At 45.5% G+C, this 17767-nt stretch carries 15 protein-coding genes and 4 tRNA genes; 9 read left to right on the top strand and 10 right to left on the bottom strand.

Annotated features, from left to right (window positions below):
• Window positions 1–48: 48 nt before the first annotated feature.
• Window positions 49–1548 (bottom strand): NAD(P)H-hydrate dehydratase, encoded by a 1500-nt coding sequence (locus CEQ32_RS13140; protein ID WP_088586177.1) that lies wholly within the window; start codon window positions 1546–1548, stop codon window positions 49–51.
• 293 nt (window positions 1549–1841) lie between these two features.
• Here CEQ32_RS13140 and CEQ32_RS13145 point away from each other — a divergent pair, with 293 nt between their 5' ends.
• Entirely contained in the window at window positions 1842–3044 is a 1203-nt protein-coding gene (locus CEQ32_RS13145) for an IS256-like element ISSod4 family transposase (protein ID WP_032482388.1), read from the top strand.
• Between the two features lie 65 nt (window positions 3045–3109).
• Here the strand turns inward: CEQ32_RS13145 and CEQ32_RS13150 are convergent, their stop codons facing one another.
• Entirely contained in the window at window positions 3110–3565 is a 456-nt protein-coding gene (locus CEQ32_RS13150; RefSeq protein WP_037426974.1) for a hypothetical protein, read from the bottom strand.
• Window positions 3566–3849: 284 nt separating this feature from the next.
• On the opposite strand from CEQ32_RS13150, the gene CEQ32_RS13155 reads away from it, so the two are divergent.
• Window positions 3850–4749: an IS982 family transposase gene (locus tag CEQ32_RS13155; protein ID WP_088585327.1), complete on the top strand. Its 900-nt coding sequence runs from the start codon at window positions 3850–3852 to the stop codon at window positions 4747–4749.
• Window positions 4750–5142: 393 nt separating this feature from the next.
• Here the strand turns inward: CEQ32_RS13155 and CEQ32_RS13160 are convergent.
• From CEQ32_RS13160 to orn, 5 genes are all read right to left on the bottom strand, one after another.
• A tRNA-Gly gene (locus CEQ32_RS13160) sits at window positions 5143–5218 on the bottom strand.
• Window positions 5219–5250: 32 nt separating this feature from the next.
• Window positions 5251–5326, bottom strand: a tRNA-Gly gene (locus CEQ32_RS13165).
• Window positions 5327–5448: 122 nt separating this feature from the next.
• Window positions 5449–5524 (bottom strand) — tRNA-Gly (locus CEQ32_RS13170).
• A gap of 44 nt (window positions 5525–5568) precedes the next feature.
• Window positions 5569–5644 (bottom strand) — tRNA-Gly (locus CEQ32_RS13175).
• A 189-nt stretch (window positions 5645–5833) separates the two neighbouring features.
• Entirely contained in the window at window positions 5834–6379 is a 546-nt protein-coding gene (gene orn / locus CEQ32_RS13180) for an oligoribonuclease (protein WP_037426972.1), read from the bottom strand.
• Between the two features lie 112 nt (window positions 6380–6491).
• Between orn and rsgA the strand changes: the two genes are divergently transcribed.
• The 5 genes from rsgA to CEQ32_RS13205 all read left to right on the top strand — a co-directional run bounded on the left by rsgA (window position 6492) and on the right by CEQ32_RS13205 (window position 13430).
• Window positions 6492–7556: a small ribosomal subunit biogenesis GTPase RsgA gene (rsgA, locus tag CEQ32_RS13185; RefSeq protein ID WP_037426969.1), complete on the top strand. Its 1065-nt coding sequence runs from the start codon at window positions 6492–6494 to the stop codon at window positions 7554–7556.
• An 88-nt stretch (window positions 7557–7644) separates the two neighbouring features.
• On the top strand, window positions 7645–8523 hold the full coding sequence (asd, locus tag CEQ32_RS13190; protein ID WP_055646843.1) for an archaetidylserine decarboxylase: 879 nt from the start codon (window positions 7645–7647) through the stop codon (window positions 8521–8523).
• A 68-nt stretch (window positions 8524–8591) separates the two neighbouring features.
• Entirely contained in the window at window positions 8592–9422 is an 831-nt protein-coding gene (locus CEQ32_RS13195) for a DMT family transporter (RefSeq protein WP_229778065.1), read from the top strand.
• Between the two features lie 68 nt (window positions 9423–9490).
• Window positions 9491–12694 (top strand): mechanosensitive ion channel domain-containing protein, encoded by a 3204-nt coding sequence (locus tag CEQ32_RS13200; RefSeq protein ID WP_088586993.1) that lies wholly within the window; start codon window positions 9491–9493, stop codon window positions 12692–12694.
• A gap of 13 nt (window positions 12695–12707) precedes the next feature.
• Window positions 12708–13430: a glycerophosphodiester phosphodiesterase gene (locus tag CEQ32_RS13205; RefSeq protein ID WP_037426961.1), complete on the top strand. Its 723-nt coding sequence runs from the start codon at window positions 12708–12710 to the stop codon at window positions 13428–13430.
• A 23-nt stretch (window positions 13431–13453) separates the two neighbouring features.
• Here the strand turns inward: CEQ32_RS13205 and CEQ32_RS13210 are convergent, their stop codons facing one another.
• Window positions 13454–13789, bottom strand: coding sequence for a DUF3392 domain-containing protein (locus CEQ32_RS13210; protein ID WP_037414115.1), 336 nt, complete (start codon window positions 13787–13789; stop codon window positions 13454–13456).
• An 88-nt stretch (window positions 13790–13877) separates the two neighbouring features.
• Here CEQ32_RS13210 and CEQ32_RS13215 point away from each other — a divergent pair, with 88 nt between their 5' ends.
• Window positions 13878–14810 (top strand): D-2-hydroxyacid dehydrogenase, encoded by a 933-nt coding sequence (locus tag CEQ32_RS13215; protein WP_088586179.1) that lies wholly within the window; start codon window positions 13878–13880, stop codon window positions 14808–14810.
• Between the two features lie 84 nt (window positions 14811–14894).
• Here CEQ32_RS13215 and CEQ32_RS13220 read toward each other — a convergent pair whose 3' ends face one another.
• Window positions 14895–16469 carry a PAS domain-containing methyl-accepting chemotaxis protein gene (locus CEQ32_RS13220; RefSeq protein WP_037426956.1) on the bottom strand — a complete coding sequence of 525 codons (1575 nt, stop codon included), beginning with the start codon at window positions 16467–16469 and terminating at the stop codon, window positions 14895–14897.
• Between the two features lie 243 nt (window positions 16470–16712).
• Here CEQ32_RS13220 and CEQ32_RS13225 point away from each other — a divergent pair, with 243 nt between their 5' ends.
• On the top strand, window positions 16713–16904 hold the full coding sequence (locus CEQ32_RS13225; protein WP_037414050.1) for a bacterioferritin-associated ferredoxin: 192 nt from the start codon (window positions 16713–16715) through the stop codon (window positions 16902–16904).
• Between the two features lie 194 nt (window positions 16905–17098).
• On the opposite strand, the gene CEQ32_RS13230 is transcribed toward CEQ32_RS13225, so the two are convergent.
• Window positions 17099–17755 (bottom strand): thiopurine S-methyltransferase, encoded by a 657-nt coding sequence (locus CEQ32_RS13230; RefSeq protein ID WP_055646846.1) that lies wholly within the window; start codon window positions 17753–17755, stop codon window positions 17099–17101.
• Between the last annotated feature and the right edge of the window lie 12 nt (window positions 17756–17767).

Here is a 17767-nt window from a genome sequence, read left to right on the forward strand (position 1 = left end):
GAGGCAATTTAAGCGCGGCAGTCCACCCGCGCTTAAATTTTACAGCGCCTAGAGTAAATCACTATTTACTAATTGGCGAATAAAAGGCATCAAATCGCTGGCTAACATGCCCCGTTCACCTTGAACCGCAGCAAGGTCCGCCGCACAACCATGAACGACAACGCCAACGACTGTCGCCTGCATGTTATCCATACCTTGAGCCATAAGGGCGCCTATAATACCAGATAACACATCACCGCACCCACCACTCGCAAGACCAGGATTACCAACTGGCGCCACGACCATCTGTTTTCCATCAAAAATAATGGTTCCAGCCCCTTTAAGCAGGACTACTCCACCGTATTTTTGCTGCAAAGCACGCACGGCTGCGAATCGATCATGCTCAATATCAGCGACACTGCATCCCAACAGTCGTGCGGCCTCTCCCGGATGGGGCGTGAGTACCCAGTTAGTTTGCCTGCGCGGTTCTTGACTGAGCAGATTCAGGGCGTCGGCATCGAGTACACAGGGTTTATCGCTTAACCCCGCGGCTTTAAACAAGTTATAACCCCAATCGTGTTTACCTAACCCCGGGCCAAGCACAACCACCTGTGCCCAACCAAGGCGCAGATACACCTCCATATCGACTAGCTCACAACCCCAAAACATTAACTCAGGTCGAGATACATTTACCGTAAGTTGGTGCTCAGGCCGACTGATCACTGTGACTAATCCAGCCCCCGCACGCAAACAAGCTTCACTGGCAAGCCGAATCGCCCCAGCCATGCCAAAGTCACCACCAATCAGGGTCACTTTACCCGATTGACCTTTGTGGCTATCCCTTGCTCTGGCGGCAAAATAGCTTTTTAGGATTTCACCACCCACTCGAGTCGCGCTTTCACCATTAAAAAAGGGAGTTAATCCCAGATCGGCAAAAGCAAGATGACCGCAGTGATGTCTTGCCTTACTGGTGAGTAGGCCTTGTTTTAAACCGCCAAAGCATAAAGTCGCATCCGCCATCACTGCGACTTGAGCGACAACACCGGTATCGGCCAAGATCCCCGAGGGGAGATCCAAACTAAGCACCCAAGCATTACTCTGATTAATGGCATGGATAAGCGCAGCAACCTGTTCTCGCACCGCGCCCTGAACGCCAGTCCCCAGCAATCCGTCGATAAGGATTGACGCCTGTAAGATCGCATCAATATTAGGAGAATCGACTATCCCACCTTGATTAAGGTAAGCAGAAAGCGCTTGTTCAAATTCTGGCGTACCCTTGGTCTTTAGTAAAAAAACGTGAACCTTATGTCCTGCCTCTAGAGCTAGACGAGCACAAACGAGGGCATCGGCACCGTTATTACCATTACCTGCGAGTACCAATAATGGCATAGCCCCAAGCTTAGGCTGGCATGCTATCTGCTCTGTTAAATAGTTAAACGCTGCGCATCCAGCACGTTCAACTAATTGATACAACGTAGCTTCCCCTTCTGAAACTGCGAGCAGTTCCGCCGCTCGCACCTGCTCTTGCGTATAAAGCGCTGTGGGTAAACTCGATAAATCTTGTGCCATAGAGGATCTCCTGCGCGACAAAATAACAAAAGGGTGACTCATCTAATCGACCATCGCTATGGATGAACACTAAACAGTTAATGGTCAAATCAACTAATGAGATCAAGAAAGTAGCAAAAAGCTTCGAGAAAAGTTATGACGTAAATCAGATGCCATGCAAAAAGCAGTGAATATGGACAACACTTATCATCCAAAAACAACAAAGCCAGCATTTAGCTGGCTTTCGGTGTTTACACGGTAGTGTTCATAATTCTGTGTCATTTCAGTAAAATATTCAAAAACAGGAATGACACATGACCCAACCTTTTAACTTCGAACAAGCCCTTAAAGATCTGCAATCAGGTAAAAGCCTCACAGGTAAAGACAGCATTCTTGGTCCACTGATCAAGCAACTCACTGAAGCGGCTCTCCAGGCTGAGCTTGAGCAGCATTTAGCGCATGATCCTCAGCCTAATCGTAAAAATGGCAAAACCTCTAAGACCATTAAGTATCCGTCCGGTAACTTTGAGTTAGACGCGCCTAGAGACCGCAATGGCACCTTTGAGCCTCAGTTGATTAAGAAAAATCAAACTACGCTAACCGATGAAATCGAACGTAAAGTGTTATCGATGTTCAGTATAGGTATGAGCTATCGCGATATTAATCAACATGTTGAAGATATGTATGGGCTCAATGTGTCTAACGCAACAGTCAGTGCTATCACTGACAAACTCATCCCCGAACTTAAAGCGTGGCAACAGCGCCCATTAGATAGCCATTATCCTATCGTTTGGCTTGATGCGATACATTACAAAGTCAAAGAGGATGGGCGTTACGTCAGTAAAGCCGTTTACACATTGTTAGCGCTTAATATGAAAGGAAAAAAGGAAATTTTAGGGCTTCACTTGTCCGAAAATGAAGGCGCTAATTACTGGCTATCCGTACTGACCGATCTTAATAATCGTGGTGTAAAAGATATTCTTATCGCCTGTGTTGACGGTTTGACCGGTTTCCCTGAGGCCATAGCCAGTATCTTCCCTCATACGGAAACACAGCTATGTGTTATCCACCAGATCCGCAACTCAATGAAGTATGTCGCCTCAAAAAATCAGAAAGCGTTTATGGCTGATTTAAAGCCTGTGTATCGAGCCGTGAGTAAAGAAGCCGCAGAGATGGCATTGGACGAACTGGAGGCCAAATGGGGTGATGCTTATCCGCTGGTAATCAACTCTTGGCGTCGCAAATGGCATAATTTGTCCCATTATTTTAAGTACCCAGAACATATCAGGAAAGTGATTTACACGACCAATGCGGTTGAGGCTGTGCATCGCCAATTTAGAAAGCTCACCAAAACCAAAGGTGCTTTTCCTAATGAAAATAGCTTGTTGAAGCTACTTTACGCAGGCATATTAAACGCCTCAGATAAATGGACCATGCCAATCCACAATTGGAGCCTTTGTTTATCTCAGTTAGCGATTTATTTTGAAGGACGTTTAGATAGCGTGCTGGAAATTTAAAAATTAGCCTGACACAGAATTTTGAACGCCCTCGTTTACACGAACACAGATGAGGTATCGATAGGTTAAATATCGTCCATCCGGATAGTGCTGTGAACTAATCGTTGCTGTTGAGTTTTCTCAACTCGAATTAAGCCTTCTAATGCCGCACGCGCATCTTCAGCAGTGGTTGAGTTGACGGTTTTTTCCAATAAGCCAATCAGACGATTTTCCAAGTCGAGATGTAAATTCAACACATCATCTTCGTTCATATTGGCGGGTAACATGGTATCTTGGCAACGCTTAGTAAAATCTTCAAACACAAAGTCTTTATACCAAGTATCGAGAACCCTCGCTGGCGCCTCATCCATATAATCACGCAATTTTTCAGCGACATGCTTTTGATGAGATTCAAAATACTCCAGCATCATCTTTACTCGAGCGGAGTCAGCATGATTGTTCAGTCGGCCATAGAGTTGCGCCATATCTAAGCGGCAGTTCGCCACATACTCAAGTAAATCACGTAATTGTTGAATACGCATATAATGCACTCCAGTGTTAAGCCAACTACTTGGCGCTATTAACTTTGTCTGGATTCATTATGTAAGTAAAAGCGTTACGAATATTTGAACAAGGTCATAATTTAACTTTCGCAACGCCATCTAATTTAGGAAATCTTGAAGAAACAAGGTGCAGATCACGCATTAACCTTGCTGTTTTATTTTTTAACCTGAGCTTCGGATAAGAATTTAGCTCCCAAAAGGAACTAAATGCTCGTTCCCTGATCCGATCATTCGACCAAGAGTGATTAGAAAAAGGAACGAGCATGAACAAACTAGTTGAAACTTACTGTGATGTCGATGATTTCTGTCAGTTATTTATCCCACATTGGCAACGCTTATTGCTTGATAATGGTGAAATGAAGCGTAATAGACCTTGTCGCCTTTCTCCCGCAGAAGTGATGACCATTATCATTCATTTCCATCAATCACATTACCGAGATTTCAAAAATTATTATCTGCACTATGTTTGTCGCCAGCTAAAACCCTATTTTCCAGAGTTGTTGAGCTACACTCGTTTCCTTGCATTAATGCCTAGCGTCGTTGTCCCTATGTGTAGCTATCTGACTTCAAAGCTTGGAAAGCCAACGGGAATTCAGTTTGTCGACTCCACTAAAATTGAAGTCTGTCATATTATTCGAGCGAAGCGAAATAAGGTTTTTGAAGGCATTGCCGAACATGGAAAGGGAACTATGGGCTGGTCGTTTGGATTTAAACTGCATCTTATTATCAATCACTTGGGTGAAATTGTAGCGTTAAAACTGACGAAAGGTAATGTCGATGACAGGCAACCTGTCAGTGAAATGGCTGAGTCTCTTTTTGGTAAGCTTTATGGTGATAAAGGCTATATTAGCCAAGCCCTAACAGGTGAGCTTTTGGAAAAGGGCGTTGAGTTAATCACCACAGTTCGTAAGAACATGAAGAAAAAGTTTATTTCTCTATGGGATAGAGCAATCTTAAAAAAGCGATTCATCATTGAAACAGTGAATGACCAATTGAAGAACATTTCCTATATTGAACACTCAAGACACCGCAGCGAGCATGGGTTCATGCTCAATCTACTTGGTGGATTGATTGCATATTGTTTAAAAGAAGAAAAGCCATCGTTAAATCTAACAGCTCAGGAGCTTGAACTGTTAGATAGCTCTAATTTAGTGCTGGCTTAACCAGATCTGAGGTTTTTTACAAAATAGAAAACATCATCGACAACAGCCGCAGGGCAGGTAAATCCTGCAACACTTAACCACATTAGTATTAAAAATAACCACGAAAACAAAGGTTAATAAATTGCAGCGATGAACGTGCTCAAAAATGCTTGGAATAATCAACAACGGAACAGACATGTTAAGTGTACAGAAAAGTAAAATAGCGCTATGTCAGTTGCGATAACTTAGTTTGAAATGATGAAGATTTTATGGGGAGACTAACGAGAAAAATTGGAACGACATATCAGGTTCGAACCGATGACCTATACCTTGAAAAAGAAAGGTATCGCAATATCAAAAGCACAACTGAGCTAATGCTAATTGAGTACTTGATTATGGGGAGATTTAGAAAATTGGAGCGACATATCGGGTTCGAACCGATGACCTATACCTTGGCAAGGTATCGCTCTACCAACTGAGCTAATGTCGCATTTACATTTTAAGACTGTAACCGTCTGAAATTGGAGCGACATATCGGGTTCGAACCGATGACCTATACCTTGGCAAGGTATCGCTCTACCAACTGAGCTAATGTCGCATAATTAGTGCTTCACATTCGCCTTCAACATCGACAAAGGTATCGTCTATCAACCTTTATCAACTGAGCTAATGTCGCATAATTTTGTATTTAATGACTTGGTGAATCACTAAATTTGTATTTGGAGCGACATATCGGGTTCGAACCGATGACCTATACCTTGGCAAGGTATCGCTCTACCAACTGAGCTAATGTCGCATATCCTGCATTTAATGACTTGGTAAATCACTAAATTTGTAATTTGGAGCGACATATCGGGTTCGAACCGATGACCTATACCTTGGCAAGGTATCGCTCTACCAACTGAGCTAATGTCGCATTTTGTATCGCTGCCACATTTGCCTTCAACATTCACAAAGGTATCGTCTCCTAACCTTTATCAACTGAGCTAATGTCGCCTTTACTTATTTGACGAGACAATCATGCCCGCATCAAAAAGTTGAGGCCGCATTATATGAAAAATTTATGCGGCTGCAACCCCTTCTTGCAGATTTATCTGCTGATCGGTCAAATTTTAAATACTTTGCTGCGGTAATACTGTAATTCAGCGATCGACTCTTGGATATCTTGCAGCGCTTGATGAGTGTTTTGCTTTTTGAAACCTGCCATAGTTTCAGGGCTCCAACGCTTCACTAGCTCCTTAACCGTGCTTACGTCTAGATTGCGATAATGGAAGTAGTCCTCCAATTCACGCATATAACGATTTAAGAAGCGACGGTCCTGACCCACGCTGTTACCACACATAGGCGAGACACCCTTAGGCACGTATTGCTCTAAAAATGCGATGGTTTGTGCAACAGCCTGCGCTTCGTTCACTTGGCTGGCACGCACTCTATCGATGAGGCCCGATTCACCGTGATGTTTTTGGTTCCAATCATCCATGGCCGCCAGTACTTCATCCGATTGATGAATAGCAATCACTGGCCCCTGACCGATAATATTGAGTTCTTGGTCTGTTACTAAGGTAGCAATTTCAATGACCCTATCGACATCGGGTTCTAACCCAGTCATTTCGAGATCGATCCAAATGAGATTATTTGCGTCTGCCGCCATAATTGCGCCTTATCATGTCAGTTAGCCTAAATTCAGGCTTTTTTATTCAAGAGCGTGTATCATACTGCTTTTTTCAAACACAAAATATCACCTAATTGACGAAGACAAACCAGTGAGTAAAAAGAAACCCCTAAGCCAAGGCCAATTACGCCGTATGCGCGCCAATCACGAGAAACGCCTCAATCGTGACAATGGTGATAAAAATGCGCCTGAGTTACAGGATAGCTCACTCGGCCCAGAACAGAGCGGAACCGTGATCTCCCGCTTTGGTCAACATGCCGATATTGAAACCGAAGATGGCCTGATTGTGCGCTGCAACATTCGCCGCACCATTAGCAGTTTAGTGACTGGCGATAAAGTGATTGTACGCTTAGCTATTGAAAGCCAAGCAAATAGTGGTATAGCTGGCATTGTGGAAGCAGTGCATCCAAGACGCTCTTCCCTCTCGCGCCCCGATTTATACGATGGCGTGAAAATTATCGCCTCGAATATCGACCAAATTTTGATTGTGTCTTCCGTATTACCTAGCTTTACCACCCAGATTATTGACCGCTATTTAGTGGCAGCCGAAGACACGGATATTCCGCCGATCATCATTTTGAACAAAATTGATCTGTTAACGCCGGAAGAAGCACCCGCCATCGAAGCTGCCTTAAAGCGCTACGAAGCCATTGGATATCCAGTATATAAGGTCAGCAGTAAGTTAGGCGAAGGCTTAGATACCATTAAAGCCCTGCTGAAAGATAAAGTGAGCGTATTTGCTGGCCAGTCTGGTGTGGGTAAATCCTCTCTGGTCAACGCCTTACTGCCCGAAGCCGAGCTACTGGTAGGCGATGTCTCCGACAACTCTGGGCTTGGACAACACACCACGACCACAGCTAAGTTGCTACATTTACCGAGTGGTGGTGATTTAATCGACTCCCCCGGCGTGCGCGAATTTGCCCTCTGGCACTTACCCGCCCAACGTGTCGGTTGGTGCTTTATCGAATTTCGTGACTTTTTAGGTGGCTGTAAATTCCGCGATTGTAAACACGGCGATGACCCAGGCTGCGCCTTAAAAGCCGCAGTCGAAGCGGGTAAGATTAGTGAAGATCGCTTTAATAACTACCATCGTATTATCGCAAGCCTTGATGAGCAGCGTCACGCTCGGCAATTTCGCGCCCAAAGCGATGAATAACGAGTACAACAAAGCCATCACAACGAATAGAATTAACGCAAAACAAGTCTCAACCTAAGTTGAGCAACATAAAGGAAAGGAACACAAATTGGATAAAGTTAAAATTGCGCTGCAGTACATGCTGCCAAAGCACCTGTTATCTCGCTTAGTCGGTAAACTTGCCGCTTCCGAAGCTGGCGCATTAACGACTGCCGCGATTAAATGGTTTATCAAGCAATATAAAATCGATATGAGCGAAGCGGCTCAGAGCGAACCTGAGGCTTATAAAAGCTTCAACGACTTTTTTACCCGTGCACTTAAGCCTGGTATTCGCCCAATTAATACTGCGGCCAACATCATGGTGCACCCCGTTGATGGCGCCGTCAGCCAACTTGGTCCCATCAAGGATGGGCGTATTTTCCAAGCTAAAGGCCATCACTATTCTTCACTCACTTTGCTTGGCGACCAAGCCGAAGATGCCAAACGCTTCGAAGGTGGTGATTTTGCGACAATTTATCTGGCTCCTAAGGATTATCACCGCATCCATATGCCGATTAAAGGCACGCTGTCGAAGATGACCTATGTGCCAGGTGAGCTGTTTTCCGTTAACCCGCTGACGGCGCGCCATGTGCCGGGCCTATTTGCTCGCAACGAACGTGTAGTGGCAATTTTTGAAACCGAGCTTGGCCCACTGGCTATGGTATTAGTAGGTGCAACTATTGTGGCGAGCATCGAAACCGTTTGGGCAGGCACTATTACGCCGCCAACCGGTAAGCAAGTATTCACTTGGGAATATCCAACGGTAGGCCCTGACGCGATTACCTTAGAGAAAGGCGAAGAAATGGGTCGCTTCAAGCTTGGCAGTACCGTCGTCATGCTGTTTGCCAAAGATGCTATCGATACCTTCGCCGAAGGCGTTGAGCCAGAAGCCGTGACGCGTATGGGTCAAGCCTTTGCTAATCTGAAAAATCAGGCGTCAGCCGACTAACTACGGCGACCCAATTGAGCCAGACCAGTAAACCTTCGGGATTAATCGAATTACACTTAGCTGTGCTGATGTTTGGCGGCACAGCGTTGTTTTCAAAGTTAATCCCCTTAAGCGCACTCGATATTACCTTCCTAAGATGTGTAGTCGCGGCGTTAGTGTTGGCATTGCTCATCAAATTCCGCGGTAAATACTTAAGCCTTGCCAGCAAACAGGATTATCTGGTTGCTATCGGCTTAGGAGTGATAGTCAGCTTACACTGGGTCACCTACTTTGCCGCGATGCAACTCTCATCGGTCGCCATCGGCATGATCGCCTTCTTCACCTATCCAGTGATGACGGTGATTGCCGAGCCATTATTAACGGGCAATAAAATCAAGCTGATGGATATTATCAGCGGCATTTTCGTGCTGATAGGTGTTGTACTGCTGATCCCCGAAGCCAATCTTGGCAACGACACGACTCTAGGAATTGCAATCGGTATTCTGTCGGCAATGTTATTTACCGCCCGTAACCTACTGCAAAAACGCTATTTTTCCCAGTATAGTGGCCCCCACGCCATGTTTTATCAAACCTTAGTGGCGGCGGTGTTTCTTATGCCTTGGCATCAAACTGAGTTACAGACTATCTCCCTCGAGACCTGGGGTTTGATTGTGCTGCTCGGGGTCGTGTTTACTGCCGCGCCCCATGCGCTGTTCACCTCGGCATTGCGCCAATTAAGTGCTAAAACAGTAGGGCTAGTCTCCTGCCTTCAACCCTTTTATGGGGCCATGTTGGCTTTGCTGATTTTAGGTGAAGCACTGAATGTAAATACTTTGATAGGCGGAACCATCATAGTCGCCACCGCCATCTTTGAAACCCATCAATCCCACCAGTCACAACGGCGAAAAAAGAACATTTGAAACATACCAATCTTGGCCCAAGTTGGCTAAGATGAGTGCGTCTTTCGCCTCTAATTGCTTTTGCCTATATGCCACGTATTTTATTGTTCGTTATTGCTTTTTTGTCTTTTTCTCTCCATGCTAATTCGCCCTTGCAATTGGACAAGCGTCTTGGCCTAAACAACCAAAATCAGCAACAAAATATTAGCATTGACGATCAAATTGTTGAGCTTAAAAACAACATTGACAGACTGGCGGCCAATGCGAGCAGTTTTCAGCAGGCGCAGCTGGATTTTGAAAAAAATAAAAAGGTCATCGATCAGGGCTTAAAAGAGGCCACTAAGCCATTAAAGCTGGATAAAGGAACAGATCTTAACCAGCAAGCCTCGATGGCTTATTTGCGCCTATCTGAGTTAAAAGAGAGCGAGGCGGCTCTCGGCAATCAAGTCAACGAACTACTACAGCGCCATAATCTACTGCCTTCCGTCATTGCCAATGCAAGACAAAATGTGCTGCAAAATAAAAAAACGGAATTGGCGCCTATCGATACGCCAGCGGGTGAATTACAACAAATACAGCGGATTTTCTTCGAACAGAGCCTTGCCACCCATGAGGCCGAGCTTGCCAGTAGCCAAAAGCGTATCGAACTTACCCAGCTACAGTTACAGTTAGTTCGCCAGCAATTGAGCCAGCAAGAAGCCTTTATCGAAACTATCAATAAGGCGATCAACAAGCAGCGCCAACAACAAACCGATGCCACGCTGGCCAAGAATTTAGTTGATACCACTAAAGTCATCGATCCGATTACACGCAATATCGCCGATACCAATCAGATCTACGGCCAAAAACTGCAAACCTTAACCTTGCAAATCAATAACGTGGTAGAGCAGCAAGAACAGGCTGAGCTCCAATATCAATCTCAAGCCAAGCAACTTGCTAATATCCAAGAGCAAATTACTTGGGTCAAAATGAACTCCGCCTTTGGCGAACGCTTTTTGCAGATGTTGCAATCGCTGCCTAAGCCGCCAAACCATGAAAAACTACAAACTCTTATCGCCGATGCGCGTCTCGACAGATATCACCTAGAGCAACAGCAGGCGCTCAACGAACAAGAACTCGAACAAGCCAATCTCTATAATGAGGGGCAGATTAAGCTGCTGCGCTCACAACAAGCATTGCTGACTCAGCTAATGCAGAGTTATGACCAGTATTTGAGTGAACTAGGCAAGCTTAAAGTGAATTATCAGCAGCTTAGCCAACAGCACCTGACGCTAAAAAACACCCTAAACGAACATCTATTTTGGGTACCTAATGCCGCGAGCATTAACAAGCTCTGGCTCACCGATATTCAACGTAGCGCCCTATGGCTAATCCAACAGGCACAATGGGGACAACTGAGCAAAGCTTGGCAGGAGCAAAACGACTATTGGTCATGGTGGATCATTCTGCTAGTGCTCTGTTTAGTGGTTCAAGATTTAATAAAACCTAAATTCAATCGATTACTCGGCAACTATGCAACCTATGTAGGTAATGTGACTCAGGATAAATTTATTTATACCTTCAAATCCTTAGTCCTTAGCCTAGGTTATGCCCTCATCAAACCGCTACCCATAGTGGCAGCAGGATGGATTTTCTATCAATCAGACCGTAACTTTGTGCAAGCGGTCGGCATGGGGATTTTAGCAATAGGATTGGTTTACCTATTGTATCGATTGATTTTTATTCTTGCTCTAGATAAAGGCGTATTGGTAGGCCACTTCAAACGCCCCTCAAAACTGATTCAGGCAGGCCAGCTCAGGCTCAAACACTTTGTATTTGTCGCCAGTCCCTTGCTTGGCATTATGGGCTTTACCGAAATACTCGATGCCTCGCTTATCCGCAACAGCATTGGCCGCGGCGCATTTATCTGTTTTTGTGTGGTGTTATTCTTGTTATACAAGGATATTTTGCTATTAAGCCGGCAAAATAGCGTTGCTCAAAAAGAGGGGAAGAACAAACGGCTGATCCAAAAATTGCTCTGGGCATTGTTGATCGCTGTTCCCCTGCTGAGCGCTGGGCTCGCCTTTAGGGGCTACTACTTCACCGCATTCCAAATGCTGTTGCAATTACAGCTATCGATCATATTGGGATTAAGCTTTTTACTGCTCTATCAATTAATTAAACGTTGGATGTTGATTGAGCGCCGCCGCATTGCCTTCGACCGCGCGAAAGCGAAACGGGCTGAGCGTTTAGCCCAACGGGAAAAGGGCGAAACACACCATAGCTCCAATGATGGCTTAGATACCTACGAAGAACCCGTAGTCGACCTCGAAACCATTTCGAGTCAGTCCCTTGGATTGGTGCGTTCCTTATTGCTACTGGCGTTTTTAGCCAGCTTGATTGGCCTGTGGACGCAAACCCATACGGCGCTGTTTTCCTTCTTGGATGGCATCACCCTCTGGACCACCAATACCAGCGTCAATGGTGTCGAGCAGCAGCTCCCCATCACCATGAAATCGCTGTTATTCGGCTTAATCATCGTTGGCTTCTCGCTGATGATTGCGACCAATTTACCCGGTTTGCTTGAGCTGATGATCCTACAGCGGCTCGATTTAACACCCGGTACTGGCTTTGCCATCACCACAGTAAGTCGTTACTTAGTGGTGTTTTTAGGCCTGTTGATTGGTTTTTCGAATCTCGGGATGGAATGGTCAAAACTGCAATGGTTGATTGCCGCCTTGTCACTGGGTCTAGGTTTTGGTTTGCAGGAGATTTTTGCCAACTTTATCTCGGGCCTGATTATTCTGTTCGAAAAGCCAGTGCGTATTGGCGATACGGTGACAATCCGCGATCTCACCGGGACTGTGAGTAAAATCCAGATCCGTGCCACCACCATTATCGATTGGGACAGAAAGGAAATTATCATTCCTAACAAGGCTTTTATTACCGAGCAATTGATTAACTGGTCGCTGTCGGATCCTATTACCCGTGTCATTGTTTATGTGTCGGTTGCCCGCGATTCGGATCCAGCAAAAGTGGAAGCCACGCTTTATCAAGCTGTTCAGGAATGCGAAGATGCGTTGCCGAATCCAGAGCCAGAAGTGTGGTTTGCTGGCTTTGGTAAACATACTCAAGACTATGAAGTACGAGCCTATGCAAAAGATATGTCGGCACGCTGGCCACTACGCCACGATCTGCACAAACGTATTACCCGTAAGCTTAAAGAAAACAACTTGGAACTCGCCTATCCGCAAATGGAAATCCATATTAAAAATGGCCAAACTCGCGATCAGGTCGGCATAATCCGCAGTTAATAGGAAAAATCACATGCTTATTTTTGCTCACCGTGGTGCCAGCGGTTATGTGGCGGAAAATACCTTAGCCGCCATGGCCAAAGCGATTGAATTAGGCACCAAAGCCATTGAGTTGGATGTGCACAATGTCGAAGGTGAGTTAGTCGTATTTCATGACCGCAGGCTCGACAATAAAAGCTCAGGCCAAGGCATTATCCATTTAGTAAGTAGGGACTACCTAGAGCAAGTCACAGTTAAAGGCGAACCCATTCCCACACTTTGGCAAGTGCTCGAACTGGTCGCAGGTCGCGCCACAGTAAACATTGAACTTAAAGGCGTAAATACAGTAACGCCACTCCTCGAACTTTATCCAAAAGCCATCACCGAGCTAGGGTTCAGTACCGAGCAATTACTGATTTCCTCCTTTAATCATCCTTATTTACAGCAAGTTAAACAGGCTCTGCCACAGGCATTAGTGGCGCCCTTGCTCGCCAGTATTCCCCTCGATGGCGCAGCGGTCGTAAGCGAGCTAAACGCATATTCTTTGCATTTAGATGTGAGTTTTATCAGCCAAGCTCTAGTGGATGACGCCCACCAAAGAGGTGCTAAGATTTATGTTTACACCGTCGATCACAGCGATGATATTCATGCACTTAAGCAACTTGGTGTCGATGGCATCTTCAGCAATTACCCCGATCGTGCGATGCAGGCGCTAGCACACCCGACCAATACAGACTATCGCGGTTATTTCGAATAACCGCATTTCACGGACTTAACGCCTTAAGCTTGGCTATTTCGCTGTGCCCAATAGCCGATAAAAATAAACATGGCGACGATCAGCAAAAACATCCAATGGGATGGCATGGCAACGATTTGCCTTGCCACCCAAGGCGTAGCTTTAACGATCAATAGGCCATAACCAAAGGCATTCACAATGATAAAAACCAAGGTTCGCAGGATAAAAGAGTGACCAACTAAATGCCGTCTGATGATGCGATTCATATCGGCTGAAAACACTAAAATCAAACACACCACCATGGCCGTGGCGATATCGAAGGACCAAGGACGCAACATATTTCCTAAATGGCCAATAATGGCGACTAACTGATCAAACATAAGACTCAACCTAAATAGCGCTGCAAAAATTAAAACAAGACAGCAGCATATTGAAAAATAAAGACAACCAAGCATAAAGGGAGACGACATGGGGCACAAGTTACTCTTACTCACTAAGGCGAATGAACAATATCGCCAGCTCATTGAGGCGCAGCAGTTGCCCGACCTTGAGTTGCTTGATGATAATCCTGCGAATATTGCACAGGCCGATATCTGGCTTGCCGAACCTAAGCTTGCCGCACCGCTAGTGCCCCATGCCAAAGAGCTAAAATGGTTGCAATCCAGTTTTGCGGGCATTGATGCCCTGATGGGGCCAAGGGCAAGAAAGGATTATCAACTCACCAACATCAAAGGGATTTTCGGCCCCTTAATGAGCGAATATCTATTCGGTTATCTGCTCGCCCACGTGCGAGGACACCATTTCTACCAAGCGCAACAGCGGCAAAAAATTTGGCAAGTACAAAGTGCTACGCGCACCAGTTTACAAGGGATGCGATTATTACTCTTAGGCACAGGTTCCATCGCCCAGCATGTTGCCAAGACGGCTAAACAGTTCGGCATGCATGTTACTGGGATAAACCGCAGCGGCCGTGAGGTCGAAGGCTTTGATGTAATTTTGCCGCTCTCACAGCTCGCACAATGCTTAAGCCACAGCGATGTGGTCACTAACTTACTGCCAAGTACACCAGAAACGCGCCAGCTTCTGAATGAGTCAATGATTGCTAAGCTCAAAGCCGATGCTATTTTGGTAAATGTTGGCCGCGGTGATGTACTCGATCTCGATGCCCTCAATGCCCAGCTGATTGCCCAACCTGCGCAGCAAGCCATTCTCGATGTGTTCATGCAGGAGCCACTCCCTGCAACGCATCCGATTTGGGAGAGGGCAAACGTCATTATCACGCCCCATATCTCAGCGCCGAGTCAACCTGAGCAAATCGTCGGTATTTTTAGCGATAACTATCGCCGCTATATAGCAGCAGAGCCTCTGCAAAATCAGGTCAATTTTACTCAGGGCTATTAATCGAGGCTCAATCCCTATGGCAGAAAAGAAAAGGCAATCAAAGATTGATTGCCTTTTGATACAAACGCTTGGATAGCGACGGGACTAAACTTTAAAACTGCGTTTTAAAAACTGCCCAACCAACACGGTATGGGAATCCATTTCGCTAATCACTTCATCATTGAGGTCAACCATTTCACAGCCGAGTTGGTGGCTGGAATGGGTAAACTGTGACACATTAACCACGCTTCGGTTCATCTCATTTGCCACACTCGATTGCTCTTCCACCGCACTAGCAATATGGTGATTCATATCGGTAATGGTCACTATGGCCTCACGTATGGTACGCAGCGCCGCACCCGCTAAATCCGCTGTGGTAATACATTCGGAGGCAGCTTCAACCCCTTCATGCATACTTTGCACAGCTTTATTTGTCCCCTGCTGCAACAGATTAATCATACTGTGGATTTCCTTTGTTGCATCATGGGTACGTTTCGCTAACGCCCGCACCTCATCGGCAACAACCGCAAAACCACGTCCTTGCTCCCCTGCCCGCGCAGCTTCAATGGCGGCATTTAATGCCAATAGGTTTGTTTGCTCTGCAATGCTTTGAATGACATCCAGCACCCTACCAATATCTTTACTATGCCCTTCTAATTCGCTGATAACTTTCGAGGTTTCGTGCAACTGTTGCGCCATGGCCTGAATAGATTGAATCGTACTCAGCACAGTTTTATCGCCGTTGATTGTTTGCTCTGATGCCATCTGTGAAGCGCTCGCCGCATCGGCACAGTTAGAAGACATATCACCAAGGGTCGCTGTCATTTGCTGCATTGCAGTTGCTACTTGCTCGATCTCAGAAAGCTGTGACTGGCTTGTATTTTGAATTTCTTCGCCTTTTGCCGCTGATACTTTGGCTTCTTGAGTCACCTTATCGCAGGAATCACGGGCACGACCTAGCACAGATTTTAACTCAGAGTTTTGCATTTGCAGTGCAAGCTCTATCGCGCCAACATCATCGGATTGTCCAGTGTAGATATATGCCATTAAAGGGTTATCGTAGATTTTCTTCGCCTTAGCGACCAAAGTCCGATACCGACCTAAAATCAAATTACCGCCAATAAACAGCACTAAGGCACTGATGGCTAGCGCCATAAATCCCACCACTCCCACTTGCAGCGCCAAATACAGCATGGGCAACAAAGCCGCAAACACTAAAAGCGCCAACTTAGTTGGCATATCCAAGATTCGTTTTAACGCGTTAACATGGCCGCTTTTATTTAACTCGGCGTAGGCCGCCTCTGCTCTGTTGATCTGTTCGCGGCTGGGTTTAGTCCGTACCGACTGAAACTCCGCCACCTGGCCATTAATAACAATGGGAGATACATAAGCATCAACCCAATAATGGTCACCATTGGCGCAGCGGTTTTTAACAATGCCTTTCCAAGGCTCACCTTTACGAATGGTTTTCCAGAGGTCTTCAAACGCTTGAGGGGGCATATCGGGGTGACGCACCATATTGTGGGGTTGCCCCAACATCTCATTGAGGGTATATCCCGCTACAGTGCAAAAGGATTGATTGGCGTAGGTTATATGACTCTGAGTGTCTGTGGTTGACAGTAAAATCCAATCCGCTGGATAGTCATATTCACGTTGTGTTACAGGCAAATTTTTTCTCATGATAACCCTTGGATCTATTATGAATTTATTATTCAGTCATCCATGAGCTATCCTTCCCTGATACCAATTCAATCATCCATTTTGATCTAAACACTCAGCCTTGATTCACGCTCTTTGAGATTAGCTCAAAAAATGTGCTAAAGGTAACAAAATAGAAAATTGAGAAAACAAGACCACCAACAATATTGCATTTGATAAGCGTTTTCATTTAGAATTAGCCCAACTTATGTTGGAGTTCCAAAAATGTACGTTTGTCTTTGTCACGCCATCACAGATACTCAGATCAAAAACGCAGTAAGCCAAGGCGATACAAGTCTTGCTGACGTTAAAAAGCGTTTAGGCGTTGCCGATCAATGCGGCAAATGCGCAAGAATGGCCGTACAAATCATCCAAAACCAACTCGAAATCGAACCTAATTACTACGAAGTCGCTTAACTTAGAATCTTCAACCCCTTTAAGCAAAACATCATTTTTGTGCTCACTGCTATTCCTAATCGCTAACATCCACATCGTTTTGAGATATTGCACAATATCAAGCTTAAAAACAGATATTGCCGCACATCCCCTTAATGGGACATCCCACTCAGTCAACAGCACAAATGCTTGTCGCTCAATGGGATGCACTCTGTTTATCGGCGTTTTAATAAATACGCAGCTTCATTCAACCAAGGGACTTCTTTCTTAACAAACCTCGGGTTGTCCGCAAGCACGTCCTGACAATCCAAGAGCTGGATTTCAAAATCGTCACTTAAATGTGTTTCTACCCAAGTTGGCGACACCGCAAAAGGTGGCCCACTTAAAGCGTCCTGCGGGTAGTCTAAGGTCACCAATAAACCAACACTGCCCGAAGGCAATAACTGCGCTAATTGCTTGGCATATTGCGCCCGCATACTCTCAGGCCAGGCAATCAAGGCCGCGCGATCATAAAAACCACTCACTTGCGCCGTAATAGACTGATGTAAGGTGAAGATATCGCCTTGATACAAACTTATCTGTTCGGTTTGGTAATGCTGATGTTCGCCTTCTGCACTTTGCTGCATTGGCAATTGGTTATCGCTAAAAAACTGTTGCACAGCGAGTTCATTCAACTCACAACCAATCACTTGATGCCCCTGCTCGGCTAAAAAACACATATCCAAAGACTTACCACACAGGGGAACAAAAACCTTGGCATCGGCGGGAAGCGCCAATTGATGCCAATACGTGACGAGGAAAGGATTAACGTCTTGTTGATGAAAACCAATCTGTTGTTGCTGCCACTTCTCGTGCCAAAAACCAGGTTCCATAGGTATATCTCA

Source organism: Shewanella sp. FDAARGOS_354, assembly GCF_002209245.2.
GTDB classification, from domain to species: Bacteria; Pseudomonadota; Gammaproteobacteria; order Enterobacterales; family Shewanellaceae; genus Shewanella; species Shewanella xiamenensis.